The following is a 17,838-nucleotide window of genomic DNA, read 5'->3' as shown; positions in this document are numbered from 1 at the left end:
GGCCGGTCCGGCAGGGGACCGACCTCGCCACGGACGACCGATCTCAGGGCGTCAGGTCTCAGGGCGTCAGGTCACAGGGCGTCAGGTCGCAGCGCGTCAGGCGGGCCGTTCCCCGGGCTTGACGGCCAGCACGGGGCACTCGGCGGTCAGCAGGATGCGCTGCGCGACGCTGCCCATGAGCAGCTTGCCCACCGGGCTGCGGTGCCGCAGGCCGACGACGACGAGCCGCGCGGACAGCTCGGACGCGACGTCGAGCACCTGCTCCGCGACGTCGCGGCCCATCTCCTGCCGCACCACGTGCGGCAGCCCGGTGCCGCGCAGCCGCTCGGCCAGGTCGGCGAGCCCGGCGGGCGCGGCGTAGCGCTCGTCGACGAGGGCGTCGCCACGGGTGCCGTTGACGACGGCGACGCCGCGCCCTCCCTCGCGGGCCCACGCGATCGCGTGCTCCAGCGCGGCGTCGCCGAACTCGTCGGGCGTCCACGCCACGACCACCCACCCGGCGGCCGGGGACGTCTCGTTCTCGGTCACCGGAGTGCTCCTTCCGTCTCGGTGTCGTTCGCGGCCTCCGCCTCGGCCTCCAGCCGCGACTCCGTGCGCGACCGCCACCGCGACAGCAGCGGGCGGCCGGCGAGGGCGAGGGCCAGCACCACGTAGATGGCGATGGCCAGCGGCTCGCTCCACAGGATCGAGGGGTCGCCGCCGGAGATGGTCAGCGCCTCGCGGAGCTTGGTCTCCATGAGCGGGCCGAGGATGACGCCCAGGATGAGCGGCAGCACCGGCAGCCCGAACCGCCGCATCGCCAGGCCCAGCAGGCCGAACACGAGCAGCAGGCCGATGTCGAACGGGTCGAGGTTCGTCGCGTACGCGCCGAGGCAGGCGAAGAACAGGATGCCCGCGTACAGCTGCGGCCGGGGGATGCGGAGCAGCCGCGCCCACAGGGGCGCCAGCGGCAGGTTGAGCACCAGCAGCAGGAGGTTGCCGATCAGCAGGCTGGCCAGCAGCGTCCACACCATGTCCGCGTGCTCGGTCATGAGCTGCGGGCCGGGCTGGATGCCGTACCCCTGCAGCGCCGACAGCATCACCGACGCCGTGGCGGTCACGGGCAGGCCGAGCGCCAGCATCGGCACCAGCATGCCCGCGGCGGACGCGTTGTTCGCCGCCTCGGGGCCGGCGACGCCCTCGATGGCGCCCTTGCCGAAGTCGCCGCGCTTGGACAGCCGGCGCTCGGTGACGTAGGAGAGGAACGTCGGCAGCTCGGCGCCGCCGGCCGGCAGCGCGCCGAACGGGAAGCCGAACGCCGTGCCGCGCAGCCACGGCTTCCAGGAGCGCTTCAGGTCCTCACGACCCATCCACGGCTGCCCGACGGGGACCACCTGGGCGGGCTTGCGACGCAGGTGGGCGGCCACCCACAGCGCCTCGCCGAGGGCGAAGATGCCGACCGCCACCACCACGATGTCGAGGCGGTCCACGAGCTGGGTGACGCCGAACGTCAGGCGCGGCTGGCCGGTGTTGAGGTCCAGCCCCACGAGGCCGATCGTCAGGCCCACGAACAGGGACATGAGGCCGCGCAGCGGGCTCGACCCGAGCACCGTGGCCGTCAGGACCAGCGCCAGCACCATGAGGGCGAAGTACGACGGCGCGCCGATCTCGACCGCGACGTCGGCCAGCGACGGCGCGAAGAACGCGACCAGCAGGGTGCCGATCGTGCCGGCCACGAACGACCCGACGGCCGCCGTCGCCAGCGCCTGCGCGCCGCGGCCGGCGCGGGCCATCCGGCTGCCCTCCAGCGCCGTCATCACGGACGCCGACTCGCCGGGGGTGTTGAGCAGGATCGACGTCGTCGACCCGCCGTACATGCCGCCGTAGTAGAGCCCGGCGAACATGATGAACGCCTGCGTGGGCTCCAGCCCGAACGTCACGGGCAGCAGCAGCGCGATCGCCATCGCCGGCCCGATGCCGGGCAGCACGCCGACGAACGTGCCGAGCAGCACGCCCACCGCGGCGTACAGGAGGTTCATGGGGGTGAGGGCGGCGCCGAGGCCGTCCCACAGCAGTCCGAGGTTCTCCATCAGGTCACCGCCTCACAGGATTCCGTCGAGGACGCCGGGGGTGAGCGGGATGCCCAGCCCGACGACGAAGCCGTACCAGCTGCCCACCGCGAGCACGAGGCCCACGAGGACGTCGCGCACGTGCGTGCGGCTGCCCAGCGCCCAGGCGGCGCCGGCGAAGAGGATGGCGCCCGCGAGCGCCCACCCGAGCCACGTCACCGTGGCGATCGTCAGCAGGATGACGCCCACCAGCTTGAGCACGGTGGGCCAGTCGGCCGCGGTCGTGACGTCGACGTCCTCGCCGGCCTCCGGCTCCGGGCGCGAGCCGCGCGCCGTCGCGACGGCCAGCAGCACGCTGGTCACGACCAGGCCGCCGCCGATGAGGATCGGGAAGATGCGCGGGCCCACCGGGTCGGCGAACCCGACCTCCAGGGTGCTCGCGTCGTACACGGTGTAGGCGCCGACGACCAGCAGCACAGCGGCGAGGCCGTACTGCGCGCGGTCGACGCGCGGCGTCCCGGGCGGGCCCTGCGGACCCGGCTCCGCGGCCCCCGGTGCGGGGGTCTCCACGTCGGTGCTCACAGCAGGTTCAGCTCCCTCAGGGTGGTCGACACCCGCTGGTCCTGCTCGCGCAGGAACTGCTCGAAGTCGTCGCCGGTGGTGAAGGCGTCCGTCCAGCCGTTGTCGGCCAGGGCCTGCTCCCACTCGGGCGAGTCGTGCATGCGGGTGAGGTAGTCGACGAGCCGGTCGCGGGCCTCGTCGCTGATGCCGGGCGGGGCGACGACGCCGCGCCAGTTGGTGAACACGAGGTCGATGCCGCTCTCGGTGAGCGTCGGGACGTCGGCGAGGACGTCCTCGGCCACGCGCTCCTCGCCGGACACGGCGAGCACGCGCAGCTCGCCGGCGGCGATCTGCCCCTCGAACTCGGCGAGGCCGGAGAACCCGACCTGGATCTTGTGCCCCAGCAGCGCGCTGGTCAGGGGCCCGCCGCCGTCGTAGGAGACGTAGCGCAGCTCCTTCGGGTCGACGCCCGTGGCCTGGGCGAGCTGCATGGGGAACAGGTGGTCGGGTCCGCCGGGGGACGAGCCGCCGCCCAGCACGACCGACGAGGGGTCCTGCGACCACGCGTCGACGAGGTCGTCGATGGTGCGGAAGGGGGAGTCGGCGGGGACGAGGACGCCCTCCTGCTCCTCGATGAGCTGGGCGAGCGGGGTGGCGTCCTGCGGGCGGGCGTCCACGCCGAACGAGTACGTGGACCCCACGACGCCGAGGCCGAGCGTCATCATGAGCCGCTCGTTGCCGGCCTCGCCCATGAGCCGCGACATGGCGACCGAGCCGCCCGCGCCGAGGATGTTGGTGACCTGGATGTCGCCGCCGGTGATGCCGTCGCGGTCCAGGACGCCGACGGCCGCGCGGCCGGTCTGGTCGTAGCCGCCGCCGGGGCTGTTCGGGATCCACATGTCGAGGTCGGTCGAGTCGTCGCCCCGGGTCACGCCGCAGGCGGCGGACACGGCGACGAGGGTGGCGGCGAGCGCGGCCGCCAGGGCGACGCGGGTGCCGCGCCGTCGGCCGTGGCTGCGCGACGGCACGAGCCCCGCAGCGCGGGGCGGCGGGGGTGCGGGCACGGCGCTCGGGGGGCCGGATGTCGTCGTCGACATCGGTTCCTCCAGACTTGTCGGTGCTGCGGGGCGGCTGTGCCCCGGGTGCGATCGTCACAGGTGCCCGCCGGGCGCGTCATCATTGGACAACCAAAGGAGGTTGTGGAACTTGCGGTCACGCCCCTCACGCCGCTCCCGCGGCCACCTCACCCTCGCCGGCCAGGTGCTGCTGCTGCAGCTCGCCGTGCTCCTCGTGGTGGTCGCGGCGGCCGCCGTCGTGTTCCTCGGGCAGGCCGACGCCCAGTTCCGCGACGACCGCGCGGACCGGCTCGAGGTGGCCGCCGAGGGGCTGGCCGGAATCCCCGCCGTCCAGGAGACGCTCGCCACCGACACCCCCGACGCGGCGGCGCTCGGCTTCTACCTGCAGACGCGGGCCGACTTCGTCGACGCGACCCACGCCTACGTCGCCGACCTCGACGGCCGGGTGCTGGTCGCGACCGACCCGACGCGCGTCGGGGAGGGGCTGGCCCTGCCCGCCGGCGCCGCCGAGCGGGCGGGCAGCGGCGACGTGACCGACCTCGACGGGCGCTCCATCGCCGCCTGGGTGCCGGTGTACGGGGGCAGCGCGCCGCACCCCGTCGCCGTCGTCGTGCTCGCCGACCCGTACCCGCCGCTCGCCGAGCGCGTGTCCCGCGCCGGAGGGGACGTGCTCGTCGTGCTCGGCATCGGCACGGCGCTCGCGGCCGCCGGGTCGTGGCTGCTGGCCCGGCTGGTGAAGCGCCGCACCCGCGGGCTGGAGCCGGCGCAGATCGCGGCGCTCGCGGACCACCGCGAGGGCGTGCTGCGGTCGATCCGCGAGGGCGTGGTCGTGGTGGGCGACGACGGCCGGGTGAGCCTCGTGAGCGACAGCGCCCGCGCGCTGCTCGGCCTCGCGGACGACGCCCCCGACCTGACGGGGCGGCGTCTGGACGACCCGGGCCTGGCCGACGTGGGCCTGGAGCCCGCCGTCGCCGACCTGCTGCGCGGCACGGACGAGGTGCACGACGCGGTGCTGGTCTCGGGGGACACGGTGCTGGTGCTCAACCGCCGGCGCGTGCTGCACGACGGCCGCCCGGCCGGCACGGTGACCACGCTGCGCGACCGCACCGAGCTGCTCGCGCTGCAGAGCGAGCTGCACGCGCGCGAGAGCGTCACCGAGACCCTGCGCGCGCAGACCCACGAGTTCAGCAACCAGCTGCACACCGTCTCCGGCCTCATCGAGCTGGGGGAGTACGAGGAGGTGGGCCGGTTCGTCGACCGCCTCACCCGGCGGCGTGCGGCCCTCAGCGACGTGGTGACGTCCCGGGTCGCGGACCCGGCGGTGGCGGCCCTGCTCATCGCGAAGGCGAGCCTCGCGGACGAGCGGCACGTGGAACTCGTCGTCGACCCGGGCAGCGCCCTGCCGCGCCTGGACCCCGACCTGTCCGCCGACGTCAACACCGTGCTCGGCAACCTGGTGGACAACGCGGTGGACGCCGCCGCGTGGGCCGCCGGCCCGAGCGCGCAGGGCGTCGCGAGCGCCGCCATGGTCCGGGTGCGCCTGGCCCTGGACGGGCCCGCGCACGACGTCCTCGTCGAGGTCGCGGACACCGGGCGCGGCGTGCCGCCCGAGCAGGCCGACGCGATCTTCCGCCGCGGCTGGAGCACGAAGCCGCATGGCGCGACCGGGCGAGGCGTCGGCCTCGCGCTGGTGCACGTGCTGGCGCAGCGCCGCGGCGGCGTCGTGACGGTGCACAATGGCGACGCCCGCGACGGGGAGGGCGGCGCCGTGTTCATCGTGCGGCTGCCGCAGGCCGTCGCGGGAGCGGGACGAGCCGATCAGGGGGTGCAGCAGGCGTGAGCCTCGACGTGCTGGTGGTGGAGGACGACTTCATGGTCGCGTCCATCCACCGCCGCTTCGTGGAGCGGGTGGACGGCTTCCGCGTCGTCGGGGAGGCGCACACGGGCGCCGACGCGCTCGCGGCGGTCGAGGCCCTGCGCCCGGACCTCGTGCTGCTCGACGTGCACCTGCCCGACATCGGCGGCATCGAGGTGCTGCGCCGGCTGCGCGCGGCGGGCCACGACCTGGGGGTCGTCGTGATCACGGCGGCCCGCGAGGCGGACACGGTCCGCGCGGCCGCGGCCGGCGGGGCCGCGCACTACCTGGTCAAGCCGTTCGCGTCGGAGGACCTCACGGCGCGGCTGGAGGCGTTCCGCCGCGCCCACGAGGCGCTCGACGGCCTCGACCGCCCGGGCGGGCCGGGGCAGGCGGAGATCGACGCCCTCCTCGCGCCGCAGCCGTCGCGCGCCGGCGCCGCGGCGCGCCCCGCGCTGCCCAAGGGGCTGAGCCAGGAGACCGCGGACGCCGTGCTGGCGGCCCTGGCCGACGGCGCGGAGCTGAGCGCCGCCGAGTGCGCCGACGAGATCGGCGTCAGCCGCGTCAGCGCGCGCCGGTACCTGGAGCACTTCGCGGCGACGGGCCGCGCCGCCGTGCGCCTTAACTACGGCACCGCGGGGCGGCCCGAGCGGCGCTACCGGCTGCGCTGAGCCGCCGTCAGGCCGACGGGTCGTCGGCGCCGGGATCGTTGACGCCCAGGATCTCGCGGAGCTCGCCCGGCGTGAGGTCCGACTCGGCGAGGATCTTCTGCAGCACGGCCGACTTGCCGGCGAGGTATCGGTCGATGTCCATCGTGGGGTCGGCGGCGAGCGCGCTCTTCACCGCGCCGTACTCGTCCCGCAGGTCGTCGCGGCGCCGCAGCACGTCCCGCACGGCCAGGTGGTTGCGCACGTGCAGCGTCCCCGCCGCGCAGACGTAGACGTGGCGGGCGGGGGCGTCGTCGGGCGCGTCCATCGCCTCGCGGCCGGGCAGGCCCAGGTCGCCGGCGTGGGCGTACCCGACGGCCTCGAGCGCCCGCACCGCCGCGGCGACGTCCGCGGCGGGGACGATCACGTCGACGTCGAGGACCGGCTTCGCCGCCAGCCCGGGCACCGAGGTCGACCCGACGTGCTCGACGACGGCCGTCGGCACCCCGGCGAGCGCCGCCCGCAGCGTGCGCGCGACCCCCTCGAACGCGGCGGGCCAGTCGGGGGAGGACGGGACGACGGAGATCGGCATCCGGTCATCCTCGCAGCGATGGCGCAGGCTAGGACCATGCGTCTCCTTCTCCTCCGACACGGACAGACCCCCGCCAACGTGGCCGGACTGCTCGACACCGGTGCCCCCGGGCCGCGCCTCACCCCGCTCGGGGAGCAGCAGGCCGCCGCCGTCCCGCTCGCGCTGGAGGGGCGGCGCATCGACGCCCTCGCCGTCTCGACCCTCCTGCGGACCAGCCTCACGGCCCAGCCCCTCGCCGACGACCGCACCCTGCGCCCCACAGTCCTGGGCGGGCTGCGCGAGATCGAGGCGGGCTCCCTGGAGATGTCGGCGGACCTCGCCGACCACCACACCTACCTGGAGACGGTGTTCGCCTGGTCGCGCGGCGACCGCGCCCGCCGCATGCCCGGCGGCCCCGACGGCGACGCGTTCCTCGCCCGGTTCGACGACGCCGTCGCCGCGCTGGCCGCGCGGGACCACGGCGTCGTCCTCGCCGTCTCGCACGGCGCGGCGATCCGGTCGTGGTCCGGCGCACGGGTCAAGGGGCTCGACGTCGACGAGCTGGCGCACACGCCGCTCGCGAACACCGGCCTCATCGAGGTCGAGGGCGACCCCGCGTCCGGCTGGCGCCTCGTCGCGTGGCACCGCGAGCCCGTCGGCGGCGAGCGCCTCGACGCCGTGGTGGCGAACGACCCCACCGGCGAGGCTGTCGACTAGCGGGGGAGCGGGCCGGCGTAGGCGTGGCGGGCGTCCTCGACGGCGGGCAGGTGCTCGTCGGTCCAGTCGGCGAGCGCCGCGAAGACGGGCGACAGGCTCCGGCCGAGGTCGGTGATCTCGTACTCGACCCGGGGCGGCACCTCGGCGTGGTAGTGCCGCAGCACGAGGCCGTCGCGCTCGAGCTGGCGGAGCCGCTGGGTGAGGACCTTCGGCGTGATGCCCGCCAGCCGCCGCTCCAGCTCGACGAAGCGCACCGGGCCCGACCGGTGGAGCGTCCACAGGATGGGCGTCGTCCAGCGGCTGAAGAGCAGGTCGACGGCGGGGCTGATCTTGCACGCCGCCAGGGGGTCGACGTCGGTCTGGTCGGTGAGGGACATGCCGCTCCAATACTTTCCCGGGGGAACGTGCTCGACGGGTGCTCCTAGTTTCCTCGGGTCGGCGTCGTTCGGACGCCACCCGGGGCCGCGGCGCCGGTACCTTTCGCATGCGAGGAGCACGTCCATGATCGTCGTCACCGGTGCCACAGGAAACGTCGGCCGCCCGCTCGTGGAGTCGTTGGCGGACGCCGGCCACGCCGTCACCGCCGTCTCCCGGGGGGTGACGTCGGGTCTGCCGTCCCGGCCCGGCGTCAGCCCCGTCGTCGCAGACCTCGCCGACCCGGCCGGCGTGGCCCCGGCGCTGGTGGGGGCGCAGGCCCTGTTCCTCCTGGTCCCGGGAGCGGGCGCCCACGTCGACGGCCCCGCCCTGCTCCGTGCGGCGGCCGACGCGGGGGTTCGCCGCGTCGTCCTGCTGTCGTCGCAGGCGGCCGGCACGCGGCCCACGTCGGTGTCGCACGCGCCGCTCGCCGCGCTGGAGACCGCGGTGCGGTCGTCCGGCCTCGACTGGACGATCCTGCGCCCGGGCGGGTTCACCACCAACGCCTTCGCCTGGGTGCCGTCGGTCCGCGCGGAACGCACCGTCCTCGCGCCCTACGCCGACGTGGCGCTGCCCGCGGTGGACCCCGGCGACATCGCGGACGTGGCCGCGGCGGCGCTCACCGGCGACGGCCACGCAGGACGGGTGTACGGCCTCACCGGACCGGAGGCGACCAGCCCCCGGCGGCGCGCCGAGATCCTCGGTGCGGCGCTGGGCGAGGAGCTGCGGTTCGTCGAGCTGGGTCACGACCAGGCGAGGGAGCAGCTGCTCCGGGCGATGCCCGCCCCGGTGGCCGACGGCACGCTCGACATCCTCGGCAGGCCGACGCCCGAGGAACGTCGCGTCAGCCCCGACGTGCCGGCCGTCCTCGGCAGGCCGGCGACGTCGTTCGAGGACTGGGTCGGCCGCAACCTCGACGCGTTCCGCGGATAGCCGCGGGGTGCGCCGTGGCGGCGTCCGGCCACGTCCGGCCACGTCCTGCCACGTCCTGACCGTCGAGGACGGTCGTCCACAGGCCTTGTCGGGCGGCGTCGCCAACCCCTAGGATCGAACGTATGTTCGATGACGGCGAAGGCGCGGGAAGCGGCTCGGTCGAGCCCGTCGCCTCCGCCGTGCTCCGGAGCGTCGACCCAGGGCCGCGGCCGTCGGTGCACGACCTCTCGGCGGCGATCGACGACGCCGTCGCGATCCAGGCACGCATCGACGCGCTGGAGGGAGCCAAGCTGCTCGCGGTCGAGCGGGCACGGCGTGCGGCGGCGGGGTGCGAGCGGGCGCTGCTCGACGACCGGGACCCGGAGCTGCGCCGGGCGTCGTCGGTGCGGCGGCACGAGCTCGCGACGCGGGCGTTCACCGCGGACCTGGCGGTGGCCCTCCGCCTGTCCGAGCAGGAGGCGGGGCACCTCGTCGACACCGCCCGCGTGCTGACGGAGGTGGCCGTGGACGTCGGGGGCAGCGGGGGCGATGGGGCGGTCACCGAGCCGGCACTCGTCGCGCTGTGCCGCGGCCGCTTCTCGGCGGCCCACGCCCGCGCCGTCGCCGACACGCTGGCCGACCTCCCCGACTCCGCCGCCCGCCACCAGGTCGAGGCGTGCGTGGTGCCCGCGGCGGGTCGGGACACGCTGCCGCAGCTCCGCCGGCGCCTGCGCCGTGCGCGCGACCGGGCGCACCCCGTGTCCCTGACCGTCCGGCACCGGGCGGCCGCCGAGAAGCGGGCGGTCCATCTCGACCCCGGCGCCGACGGCATGGTCTGGCTCACCGCCTACCTGCCCGCCGCGCCGGCGCACGCGATCCACGACCGGCTCACCCGCGCCGCACGCACCGCCCGGGACGGCGGCGACCCCCGCGGGGTCGGGCAGCTGCGCGCGGACGCGCTCGCCGCACTCCTCCTCGCCCCGCAGCTCGGCGGATCGAGGGACGCCCCGTCGCCCGGTGATGGCGCGGCCGCAGGCCCCCCGACGCACGTCGGGGGTGTCGAAGGCTTTGTGGGGACCGGCGGGGGTCGCGACGCGGTGCCGGACCTCGTGGAGCTGACACGTCGGATCGCTCCGTCGGTGCGGCTCACGGTGCCGGTGCTCACGCTGCTCGGCGGTGACGCCGGCGACGTCGCCGAGCTGGACGGTCAGGTGCCTGTCGACGCGGAGACCGCGGCCCGCCTGACGGCGAACGCGCCGTCGCTGCGCAGGTTCCTCGTCGACCCGGTCGACGCGGCGGTCCTGACCGTCGACGCCGGCACCTACGCCGTGCCCGCCGCCCTCCGGGCGCTGCTGCAGGCTCGCGACCTCACCTGCACGTTCCCCGGCTGCACCCGCGCCGCGTCGGGCAGCGACGTCGACCACGTGCGGGCCTGGGCGGACCGGGGCGCCACCACCGCCGACAACCTCACCCATCTGTGCCGGCACCATCACGTGCTCAAGCACCAGACGGGCTGGCGCGTCGTCCGCGCGCCCGACGGCGTCCTCACGTGGACCTCGCCCACCGGGCGCACCCGCGGCGAGGCGCGCGGACCGTGCACGGGTCGTCGGGAACTGTCGGGTCCGTCGGGTCCGTCGGGTCGGTCGGGGCCTTCGAGGCCGCCGGCCGAGGCGGGTTCACGCGGGGACGACCGGCGCCCGCTCGCTCCACGTCGCCTGCTCCGCCAGAGCGACCCAGGGGCACCGCCGTTCTGACGGCCGGCCGGCCGGTGCGGCGGCCCTTGCGCGGACGAGTGCGCGGGCGTGTGCGCGGGCGTGTGCTCGGACGGGTTGCGACCGCTCCGCGGGGCGCGTCCGCGACGCTGTGGCTCGCCGCGTGCCAACATGCCCGCATGACGACGGTGACGCTGCGCGAGATGACCCCGACGGAGTTCGACGAGTGGCAGGACGAGCTGGCCGAGGGGTACGCGGCCGAGCAGGTCGCCGCGGGCCGCTGGCCGTGGGAGGGGTCGGTGCGCCGCGCCCGCGAGGAGAGCGCCCAGCTGCTCCCGCAGGGGCTCGCCACCGAGCGGATGCTCGTCCGGTTCGCCGTGGACGCCGACGGGGAGCCGGTGGGTCGTGCCTGGGTGGCGCTGGACCCGCCGCACTGCTTGCCGGGCGTCGCGTTCCTCTACGACATCGAGGTGCTCGAGCAGCGGCGGGGGCAGGGCTTCGGGCGCGCGGTCCTGGCGGCGACGGAGGACGCGGCGCGGGAGGCGGGCGCGACCGCGCTGGAGCTGAACGTCCACGGGCGCAACGCGACCGCCGTCGCGCTGTACGACACCTCCGGGTACGCCGTCGTCACGCAGCAGATGCGCAAGCCGCTCTGAGCCCTTCTCGGCTACGGACGGCGTCGACCGCGAACCACGGGCGACGCCGTCGGCGGGCCCCGCCGGACGGCCGGGCGTCCCTCGGCGAGCAGCGAGCCCGCCAGCGCGAGGCTCCGGCGCAGCGCCTCGTCCCACGGCGCGCCCGGGACCACCGGTAGCGACCAGAGGGTGTGCCGCAGGAGCCCCGAGGCGAGGACGACGGCCAGGTGCGCCCGCGCGTCGAGGTCGGGCGCGGGCAGCCGGCTGGTGCGCTCCAGCCGCCTCCGCGCCGCGGTCACGGCCCACGACCGCGGCCCCGCGAGGTGCCCGATCTCCCGTGACCTCAGCCGCGCGTCTCCCTCCAGGAGCTGGAACCGCCGCCGGAACAGGTCGAGGTCGCCCACCGCCTCCCGGGCCCCGGTGACGAGGAGGGCGACCAGGTCGTCGAGCAGCGGGCCGTCCGCGCCGACGAACGCCTCGACCGCGTCCTCGCTCGGGTGCGGCGGCCGGCCGAGGATCGCGGCGTCCTTGCTGCCGAAGTACTTGAAGAAGGTGCTCTGCGCGACCCCGGAGGCGGCACAGATCCGTGCCACGGTGACCGCGGCGTAGCCGTGCTCGAGACAGAGGTCGACGGCGGCCGCCTCGACCCGCGCCCGGGCCGCGGCGCGCTTGCGCTCCCGCAGCCCGGGCGGTCTGGCGTCGGTCATCCGTTCTCCGGGGAGCTTCCCGTGGACCCGCCCGTGGACCCGTTCGACGACCCGTTCGACGACCCGTTCGACGACCCGTCCGTGGGCCCCGGGGCGGACGCGTCGTCCGCCCCGCCCGCGGTGAGCTTCGACCGGACGGTCGTGGCGTCGGCGTCGATGGTGGCCTGGTCGACGCCGTCCGTGGCGGGCACCCGCGCGGCGACCTCGTCGACCAGCGCCGCGGCCTTCCCGCTGTCGATCCACTCGCCGGTCAACGCGCTCACGGCGTCGTCGACCATCGCGGAGAAGTCGGCGTTCTCCTCGAACCGGGTGACGAGGGCGTTGTTGTTCATCATGCCGCCGCCCGTCCCGCCGCCCGGGCCGCCCTGCTCGCCCCCGGGCGGGCCGTCCGTCCCTCCGCCGTCGGGCATCCCGCCGTCGGGCATCTGGCCGCCCATGCCGCCGGGCCCGGCCATCCCGCCGAGCGCGAGGTTGAGGTCCCAGCTGACGACGCTGAGGAGGCCGGTGTCGAGGTCGTAGTACAGGTACGCGTTCTTGCCGGGTCCGGAGATGGTGTCGAAGTTGTCGAGCACCTCCTGCGTGCCCAGGTAGGTGGCGAACGAGCCCACGTCGACCCACTGGTCCAGGTCGGCGGCGAACTCCTCGTCGGAGGCCCCGTCCAGCCACTTCAGGAACGACACGACCGGCTGCAGGTCCTGGCTGCCGTTGAGGTTGGTCTGCTTGAAGTCGTCGGTGTACTCCGTCTGGTCGTCGCCCTGGTACGTGAACGAGCTCGTGGACAGCAGCTTGTAGAGCACCCCGTCGCCGTCGAGCTCGGTGGCGTACTGCGGGTCCGGGTTCTCCACGACGAGCCGGGTCGTGGTCGGGCGGTCGTTCACCGTGTAGGTCGTGAACGCGTAGTCCTGGGTGGGCTGGCCGGTCCGCTCCGTGAGCTCGAGCGAGACCGCCTCGTTGAGCGACGACGCGCTCGACGCGCTCGCCGGGCGGATCGACAGCTGGGTCCTGCCCTGGTAGGCGCGGCCCGGCTCGTTCTCGTCGAAGCTCACCAGCAGCGGCAGGTTCTCCGGCTCGGCGGTCGTCAGGGACACGCCGGTCCCCGCGAACCCGCCGCCGCCGGCACCGCCGCCGGGCATGCCGCCCTCGGGCAGCTGGCCGCCGTCGGGCGGCTCCATGCCCTCGGGCGGCTCCATGCCCTCGGGGAGCTCCATGCCCTCGGGCAGCTGCGGCATGCCGCCGTCCTGCCCGCCGGGCCCACCCTTGCCGCCACCCATGCCATCCATGCCCCCCATGCCGCCGATACCGCCCGGGGCGCGCTCGCCCTGCGTGGACGACCCGTCCCGCTCGTCGACCAGCGACGACAGCGTGGAGTTGCCCTTGAGGCGGACGGCGACGTCCTCGATCGTCGTGCCGTCGATGGTGATGTCGGCGGACATCCACTCCTTCTTGCCGTCGGCGAAGTAGGCGTCGAGCATCCCGTCGTAGCGGCGCTGCGAGTAGGACAGCGAGATCTCGTGGCTCACGGAGTCGTCGAAGAGGTCGACCGTGCCCGCGACGTCCTGGGTGATGCGCTCCTCGTCGGTGACGGCGGCCGAGCTCGTGGAGTAGGGCCGGATCGTCACGTCCCCGAAGACGGTCAGGGCGACGACGACCCCGACGACGCCCGCCGTCATCGGCTTCCAGTGCTGCCGCAGCCGGATCGGGAGGCGCTTGCGGAGGCTTGCGATGCGCGTGTTCACGTGGTCGGTCACCCGCTCACATGTCGGACTGGTCGTACCCGGTCAGGACGGTGACCTTCTGCCCGGAGTTGATCGCGCCGAGCTCGTCGATGACCTCGGCGGTCGTCACGCCGCCCTTGAGGCGCACCGAGTAGAACAGCTCGGTCAGGGCGCCGCCCCGGACCGTCTCGACGCTCACCAGCTCGAACTCCTGGGTCATGCGGACCAGCACGTCGGCGACGTCCTGCTGGTACCGCGGCTCGGGCGGCACCTGGACCTTGACCACCTGCCGCTGGATGTCGAGCTTGAACCAGTCGAAGCGCTGCATGAGGAAGATGACGAGCAGGATGATCGCGGTCGCCGCGGCGGCCAGCAGGTAGAAGCGCGTGCCGACGGCCATGCCGATCGCCATCACGAGGAAGATGAACCCGACGTCGCGGGTCTCCTTGATGGCGTTGCGGAACCGGATCACGGACAGGGCGCCCACGAGGGCGAACGCGCGGGCGATGTTCGAGCCCACGACCAGCATGATCACCGCGACGACCATGCCGATGATGACGAGGGTCTGCACGTAGGACTGGCTGTAGGAGATGTTCCGGTGCGTCCGCTTGTAGACCCAGCCGATGGCCGAGGACAGGACGAAGGACAGCACGAGCGTCATCGCGACGTCGAAGACGGAGAAGGTTCCGCTCAGATCTTGCAGGTTCATCGGACCAGGACACTCTTTCGGTCGGGGGCGTCGGCGACGCCGTGCGGGGTGGTGCGGTCGGTGGGGCCGTCGTCGGGGCGGCCGGCGCCCAGGACGTCGTCCAGCTCGTCGGGGGCGTGCATCGTCGAGCGCGGCGCGAGGCCGAACGCCTGCACGCTCTGGCAGTACTTCGAGATCCGCACGACGTCGAGGCTCATCCGGGCGGTGAGGTCCGTGACCCACGCCGGCACGCGCTCGTCGGCCTTGACCTCGAGCACGGACAGGCGGGCGGGCAGCACGAGCCGGTTCGGGCTCTCGGACGCGAGGTGGAAGTCGCGGTCCCGGCCGCGCAGGCGGTGGTCGAGCGTGACGCGCAGTCCGAGGTCGGCCTCCCGTCCCACCCAGGCCTCGCGGTGGTACCCGGTCGTCACGGTGGGGTGCAGGTCGAGCTCGCCGACGAGCGTGGCCACCTCGGCGAGGAACGCGCGCTCGCGCGCGCCGACCTCGCCCTCGGGCTCGTAGCCCTCCGGTGAGCACAGCCGCAGCGCGTCGCGGTACGGCAGGAGGACGCGGCGCTTCTGCGTCACCCGGTTCACGCGCTGCTTGATCTCGACGAACACCGTCGAGTCGGGCGTCAGGTCGTCCGCCGTGCCGTAGTGCCGCACGCGCAGCTTGCGCCGGAACCGCAGGCCCTCGACCTTCTCCCAGTAGAACTTCAGCTGGGCGGTGTCGTAGTAGACGCTCGTGATCGGGTAGCCGCGCTCGCCGGAGTAGGCGTCGTCGTCCATGTGCCGGCGGAGCTCCGCGCGGAGCTCCTCGGCCTGGTCCTGCGGCACGAGGTACTTGATCTCGAACCGGTTGAACGCGTGCAGGCGGCTCGCGGTGGCCGTGCGCGCCGAGGTCGCGGCGCCCGCGGGGTGGTCCGTGCCGGGGGTGCTCGATGTCGCCCGGGGCTCGGCGGTGCGTCGGGACGGACGTCGCACGGTGCGCTCCTCTCGCAGTCGCCGGGTCGGCCGCGGGGTGAACGGCGGCTGTCCGGCGGGTGAACTTTCGGGAGCCTGCAGGCTGGCGGGCGAACCTATGCGCCTCCTGGAACGGCGGAGGTCGGAGGGGCCCGACTCCACGGTGCGGCCGCGTCGGACCGCCGATCGGCACGCCTCCGCGCGACCGAACTCATGGCGAACGCACAGGTTCGGCTCAGGGACGGCACCGGTACGCGGGCCACCCTGGCGCCATGACCTCTGCCCCGTGGCCTGCCGGCCGCACCGGCCAGCGCCGCACCGAACAGCCACGCCTCAGCCGCCCGGACGGGTCGCCCGTGAGCGTGCTCGTCGTCGACGACGAGCCCAACCTGGCCGAGCTGCTCACGTCGGCGCTGCGCCTCGAGGGGATGGAGGTCGCCGCCGCCCCCGACGGCAACGCGGCGATCCGGATGGTGCGGGAGTCCCGCCCCGACGTCGTCGTGCTCGACGTCATGCTCCCGGACATGGACGGCTTCACCGTGCTGCGGCGGCTGCGGGGGCAGGGCGCGCACATGCCGGTGCTGTTCCTCACCGCGCGCGACGCGGTCGAGGACCGCGTCGCGGGGCTCACCGTGGGCGGCGACGACTACGTCACCAAGCCGTTCAGCCTCGAGGAGGTCGTCGCCCGGCTGCGCGGCCTCCTGCGGCGCGGGGGCGCTGTCACCGAGTCCGAGGACGGGGTCCTCGTCGTCGGCGACCTGGAGCTGGACGAGGACGCGCACGAGGTGCGGCGTGGCGGCGACGAGGTCCGCCTCACCGTGACCGAGTTCGAGCTGCTGCGCTACCTCATGCGCAACCCGCGCCGGGTGCTGTCGAAGGCGCAGATCCTCGACCGCGTGTGGAACTACGACTTCGGCGGGCAGGCGAACATCGTCGAGCTCTACGTCTCCTACCTGCGCCGCAAGATCGACCGGGGGCGCGAGCCGATGATCCACACGCTGCGCGGCGTCGGGTACGTCCTCAAACCCGCGAGGGGCGACGGCGGGTCCCGTGCCTGAGACGGCGCCGGCGCGCCGCGCCCGCACCCGGCGCCCGACGGCGCTGCGGAGCCGGCTGGTGCTGGTCCTCGCGGCGGTCGTCGTCGTGGTGACCGTCGGCCTCGCGACGGTCTCGACGGCGGTGCTGCGGTCGCAGCTCGTCGCGCAGGCCGACCTCGAGCTCGAGCAGGCGAGCCAGCGGCTCTCCCAAGGGCCGGGCCGGCGGCCCCCGGGCTCGGGCACCCCGTCCCCGTCGCCGTCGGCGTTCCCCGCGGGCTTCGGCCCGGGCAGCGCCGTCGTGCGGACCGTGGACGGCGAGCTCGTGCTCGCCGACCACGTCACGTCGTCGCTCGAGCGCGAGGCGCTCGACGACGCGCAGGTCGCGGCCCTCCAGGCCGTGCCGGCCGACGGGCAGGCGCACGACGTCGAGCTGCCCGACCTCGGCGGGTTCCGCGCGGTGCACGTGACCACCGACGACGGGCAGACGTCGATCGTGGCGCGGACCACCGCGACCGTCACCGCGACGTTGCACCGCTTCGTGCTGGTCGAGGCGGCGCTCGGGGTCGCCGGGCTGGCCGCCGCGATGCTGGTCGGGGCGTGGCTCGTGCGCCGCTCGTTGCGGCCCCTCGACGACGTCGCGGCGGCGGCGGGCCGGGTGTCCGAGCTCGAGCTCGCGCAGGGCGCGGTCGCCGGCATCCCACGGGTCCCGGACCAGCTCACCGACGAGCGCATCGAGGTGGGGCAGGTGGGCGCGGCGCTCAACCGGATGCTCGAGAACGTCGAGACGTCCCTGCAGGCCCGGCACGACTCCGAGATGCAGGTGCGCCACTTCGTCGCCGACGCGAGCCACGAGCTGCGCACGCCGCTGGCGTCCATCCGCGGCTACGCGGAGCTGGTGCGCCGGGCGCCCGACGACCTCCCGCCGACCACGGCCCGGTCGCTGGACCGGATCGAGTCCGAGGCGGTGCGCATGACGGCCCTCGTGGAGGACCTGCTGCTCCTCGCGCGGCTCGACGCCGGCCGCCCGCTCGACCGGGCCCCCGTCGACCTCGCGACGCTCGCCGTCGACGCGGTGATGGACGCGCACGCGGCCGGCCCGGAGCACGCCTGGGCGCTCGACCTCCCCGGCGACGAGGACGCGGCAGGCGCCGAGGCCGGTGACGGCGAGCTCGTCGTGACCGGGGACGAGGCGAGCCTCCGCCAGGTGCTCGCCAACCTGCTCGCCAACGCGCGAACGCACACCCCGGCGGGCACGCACGTGCAGGTGCGGCTCGCGCGCCGGGGCGACGCCGTCGTCCTCGACGTGTCCGACGACGGGCCCGGCATCCCCGCCGCCCTGCGACCCGCGCTCTTCCGCCGCTTCACGCGCGGCGACGCGGCGCGCAACCGCACCGGCGGGTCGACCGGCCTGGGGCTGGCGATCGCCGACGCGATCGTCGCCGCGCACGGCGGCACGATCGCCGTCCGCTCGGCCACGGCGGGGGAGCGGCCCCCAGGGCGCGGCCCGGCGGCCGGGACGACGTTCACCGTGCGGCTGCCCGTCGGCGCCGCGTGATCCGACCGGGGTCGGGTGAACGCCGT

The 17,838-nt window shown here is 75.1% G+C and carries 18 protein-coding genes; 8 read left to right on the top strand and 10 right to left on the bottom strand.

Translation table 11 applies throughout. The annotated features are described in order from the left end of the window. Window positions 1-96 precede the first annotated feature (96 nt). From ACFU5J_RS10325 to ACFU5J_RS10310, 4 genes are read right to left on the bottom strand one after another with little or no spacing between them, the layout of a single operon-like run. Entirely contained in the window at window positions 97-528 is a 432-nt protein-coding gene (locus ACFU5J_RS10325) for a universal stress protein (protein WP_430578659.1), read from the bottom strand. After that, window positions 525-2,069, bottom strand: a complete 1,545-nt coding sequence (locus tag ACFU5J_RS10320; protein WP_430576892.1) for a tripartite tricarboxylate transporter permease — start codon at window positions 2,067-2,069, stop codon at window positions 525-527. Before ACFU5J_RS10320 ends, ACFU5J_RS10325 begins: the two co-directional genes overlap by 4 nt. 12 nt (window positions 2,070-2,081) lie before the next feature. Continuing rightward, window positions 2,082-2,630, bottom strand: a complete 549-nt coding sequence (locus ACFU5J_RS10315) for a tripartite tricarboxylate transporter TctB family protein (RefSeq protein ID WP_430578658.1) — start codon at window positions 2,628-2,630, stop codon at window positions 2,082-2,084. Continuing rightward, window positions 2,627-3,706 carry a Bug family tripartite tricarboxylate transporter substrate binding protein gene (locus ACFU5J_RS10310; protein WP_430576890.1) on the bottom strand — a complete coding sequence of 360 codons (1,080 nt, stop codon included), beginning with the start codon at window positions 3,704-3,706 and terminating at the stop codon, window positions 2,627-2,629. Before ACFU5J_RS10310 ends, ACFU5J_RS10315 begins: the two co-directional genes overlap by 4 nt. Before the next feature lie 109 nt (window positions 3,707-3,815). Between ACFU5J_RS10310 and ACFU5J_RS10305 the strand changes: the two genes are divergently transcribed. Then, complete coding sequence (locus tag ACFU5J_RS10305) at window positions 3,816-5,525, top strand: ATP-binding protein (protein WP_430578657.1); 1,710 nt, start codon at window positions 3,816-3,818, stop codon at window positions 5,523-5,525. After that, window positions 5,522-6,211 carry a response regulator gene (locus ACFU5J_RS10300; RefSeq protein ID WP_430576888.1) on the top strand — a complete coding sequence of 230 codons (690 nt, stop codon included), beginning with the start codon at window positions 5,522-5,524 and terminating at the stop codon, window positions 6,209-6,211. Before ACFU5J_RS10305 ends, ACFU5J_RS10300 begins: the two co-directional genes overlap by 4 nt. A gap of 7 nt (window positions 6,212-6,218) precedes the next feature. Here the strand turns inward: ACFU5J_RS10300 and ACFU5J_RS10295 are convergent, their stop codons facing one another. After that, a complete protein-coding gene (locus ACFU5J_RS10295; protein WP_430576887.1) occupies window positions 6,219-6,779 on the bottom strand; it encodes a GrpB family protein in 561 nt (186 codons plus the stop codon). Between the two features lie 36 nt (window positions 6,780-6,815). Here ACFU5J_RS10295 and ACFU5J_RS10290 point away from each other — a divergent pair, with 36 nt between their 5' ends. Beyond that, complete coding sequence (locus ACFU5J_RS10290; protein WP_430576886.1) at window positions 6,816-7,475, top strand: histidine phosphatase family protein; 660 nt, start codon at window positions 6,816-6,818, stop codon at window positions 7,473-7,475. Here the strand turns inward: ACFU5J_RS10290 and ACFU5J_RS10285 are convergent. Next, window positions 7,472-7,852: a winged helix-turn-helix transcriptional regulator gene (locus ACFU5J_RS10285; protein ID WP_430576885.1), complete on the bottom strand. Its 381-nt coding sequence runs from the start codon at window positions 7,850-7,852 to the stop codon at window positions 7,472-7,474. The two genes, ACFU5J_RS10290 and ACFU5J_RS10285, sit on opposite strands and share 4 nt — an antisense overlap. A 124-nt stretch (window positions 7,853-7,976) precedes the next feature. Between ACFU5J_RS10285 and ACFU5J_RS10280 the strand changes: the two genes are divergently transcribed. The 3 genes from ACFU5J_RS10280 to ACFU5J_RS10270 all read left to right on the top strand — a co-directional run bounded on the left by ACFU5J_RS10280 (window position 7,977) and on the right by ACFU5J_RS10270 (window position 11,169). After that, window positions 7,977-8,822 (top strand): SDR family oxidoreductase, encoded by an 846-nt coding sequence (locus ACFU5J_RS10280; protein WP_430578656.1) that lies wholly within the window; start codon window positions 7,977-7,979, stop codon window positions 8,820-8,822. A 122-nt stretch (window positions 8,823-8,944) separates the two neighbouring features. Continuing rightward, a complete protein-coding gene (locus tag ACFU5J_RS10275; protein ID WP_430578655.1) occupies window positions 8,945-10,555 on the top strand; it encodes a DUF222 domain-containing protein in 1,611 nt (536 codons plus the stop codon). 137 nt (window positions 10,556-10,692) lie between these two features. After that, window positions 10,693-11,169, top strand: coding sequence for a GNAT family N-acetyltransferase (locus tag ACFU5J_RS10270; protein ID WP_430578654.1), 477 nt, complete (start codon window positions 10,693-10,695; stop codon window positions 11,167-11,169). Between the two features lie 11 nt (window positions 11,170-11,180). On the opposite strand, the gene ACFU5J_RS10265 is transcribed toward ACFU5J_RS10270, so the two are convergent. From ACFU5J_RS10265 to ACFU5J_RS10250, 4 genes are read right to left on the bottom strand one after another with little or no spacing between them, the layout of a single operon-like run. Beyond that, window positions 11,181-11,855 (bottom strand): TetR/AcrR family transcriptional regulator, encoded by a 675-nt coding sequence (locus ACFU5J_RS10265; protein WP_430578653.1) that lies wholly within the window; start codon window positions 11,853-11,855, stop codon window positions 11,181-11,183. Next, the gene (locus ACFU5J_RS10260) at window positions 11,852-13,603 is read right to left on the bottom strand and encodes a CotH kinase family protein (RefSeq protein ID WP_430578652.1); all 1,752 of its coding nucleotides are present in this window, start codon (window positions 13,601-13,603) and stop codon (window positions 11,852-11,854) included. The genes ACFU5J_RS10265 and ACFU5J_RS10260 overlap by 4 nt, the downstream gene beginning before the upstream one ends. A gap of 4 nt (window positions 13,604-13,607) precedes the next feature. Next, window positions 13,608-14,279, bottom strand: a complete 672-nt coding sequence (locus ACFU5J_RS10255) for a DUF4956 domain-containing protein (RefSeq protein ID WP_430578651.1) — start codon at window positions 14,277-14,279, stop codon at window positions 13,608-13,610. Beyond that, window positions 14,276-15,241: a polyphosphate polymerase domain-containing protein gene (locus ACFU5J_RS10250; protein ID WP_430578650.1), complete on the bottom strand. Its 966-nt coding sequence runs from the start codon at window positions 15,239-15,241 to the stop codon at window positions 14,276-14,278. Before ACFU5J_RS10250 ends, ACFU5J_RS10255 begins: the two co-directional genes overlap by 4 nt. 251 nt (window positions 15,242-15,492) lie before the next feature. Between ACFU5J_RS10250 and ACFU5J_RS10245 the strand changes: the two genes are divergently transcribed. Both ACFU5J_RS10245 and ACFU5J_RS10240 read left to right on the top strand, forming a co-directional pair. Continuing rightward, the gene (locus ACFU5J_RS10245; protein WP_430578649.1) at window positions 15,493-16,278 is read left to right on the top strand and encodes a response regulator transcription factor; all 786 of its coding nucleotides are present in this window, start codon (window positions 15,493-15,495) and stop codon (window positions 16,276-16,278) included. Further along, window positions 16,271-17,812: a sensor histidine kinase gene (locus ACFU5J_RS10240; protein WP_430578648.1), complete on the top strand. Its 1,542-nt coding sequence runs from the start codon at window positions 16,271-16,273 to the stop codon at window positions 17,810-17,812. Before ACFU5J_RS10245 ends, ACFU5J_RS10240 begins: the two co-directional genes overlap by 8 nt. Window positions 17,813-17,838 lie beyond the last annotated feature (26 nt).

It is taken from the genome of Isoptericola sp. NPDC057559, assembly GCF_042801555.1.
Lineage (GTDB): Bacteria > Actinomycetota > Actinomycetes > Actinomycetales > Cellulomonadaceae > Isoptericola.
This window is presented reverse-complemented; position numbering and strand designations above follow the sequence as displayed.

Coding starts and splice junctions, on each gene's coding strand:
- ACFU5J_RS10280 (WP_430578656.1), top strand. CDS start 7,977: ATGATCGTCGTCACCGGTGCCACAGGAAACGTCGGCCGCCCGCTCGTG.
- ACFU5J_RS10275 (WP_430578655.1), top strand. CDS start 8,945: ATGTTCGATGACGGCGAAGGCGCGGGAAGCGGCTCGGTCGAGCCCGTC.
- ACFU5J_RS10255 (WP_430578651.1), bottom strand. CDS start 14,279: ATGAACCTGCAAGATCTGAGCGGAACCTTCTCCGTCTTCGACGTCGCG.
- ACFU5J_RS10290 (WP_430576886.1), top strand. CDS start 6,816: ATGCGTCTCCTTCTCCTCCGACACGGACAGACCCCCGCCAACGTGGCC.
- ACFU5J_RS10295 (WP_430576887.1), bottom strand. CDS start 6,779: ATGCCGATCTCCGTCGTCCCGTCCTCCCCCGACTGGCCCGCCGCGTTC.
- ACFU5J_RS10310 (WP_430576890.1), bottom strand. CDS start 3,706: ATGTCGACGACGACATCCGGCCCCCCGAGCGCCGTGCCCGCACCCCCG.
- ACFU5J_RS10265 (WP_430578653.1), bottom strand. CDS start 11,855: ATGACCGACGCCAGACCGCCCGGGCTGCGGGAGCGCAAGCGCGCCGCG.
- ACFU5J_RS10285 (WP_430576885.1), bottom strand. CDS start 7,852: ATGTCCCTCACCGACCAGACCGACGTCGACCCCCTGGCGGCGTGCAAG.
- ACFU5J_RS10320 (WP_430576892.1), bottom strand. CDS start 2,069: ATGGAGAACCTCGGACTGCTGTGGGACGGCCTCGGCGCCGCCCTCACC.
- ACFU5J_RS10245 (WP_430578649.1), top strand. CDS start 15,493: ATGACCTCTGCCCCGTGGCCTGCCGGCCGCACCGGCCAGCGCCGCACC.
- ACFU5J_RS10270 (WP_430578654.1), top strand. CDS start 10,693: ATGACGACGGTGACGCTGCGCGAGATGACCCCGACGGAGTTCGACGAG.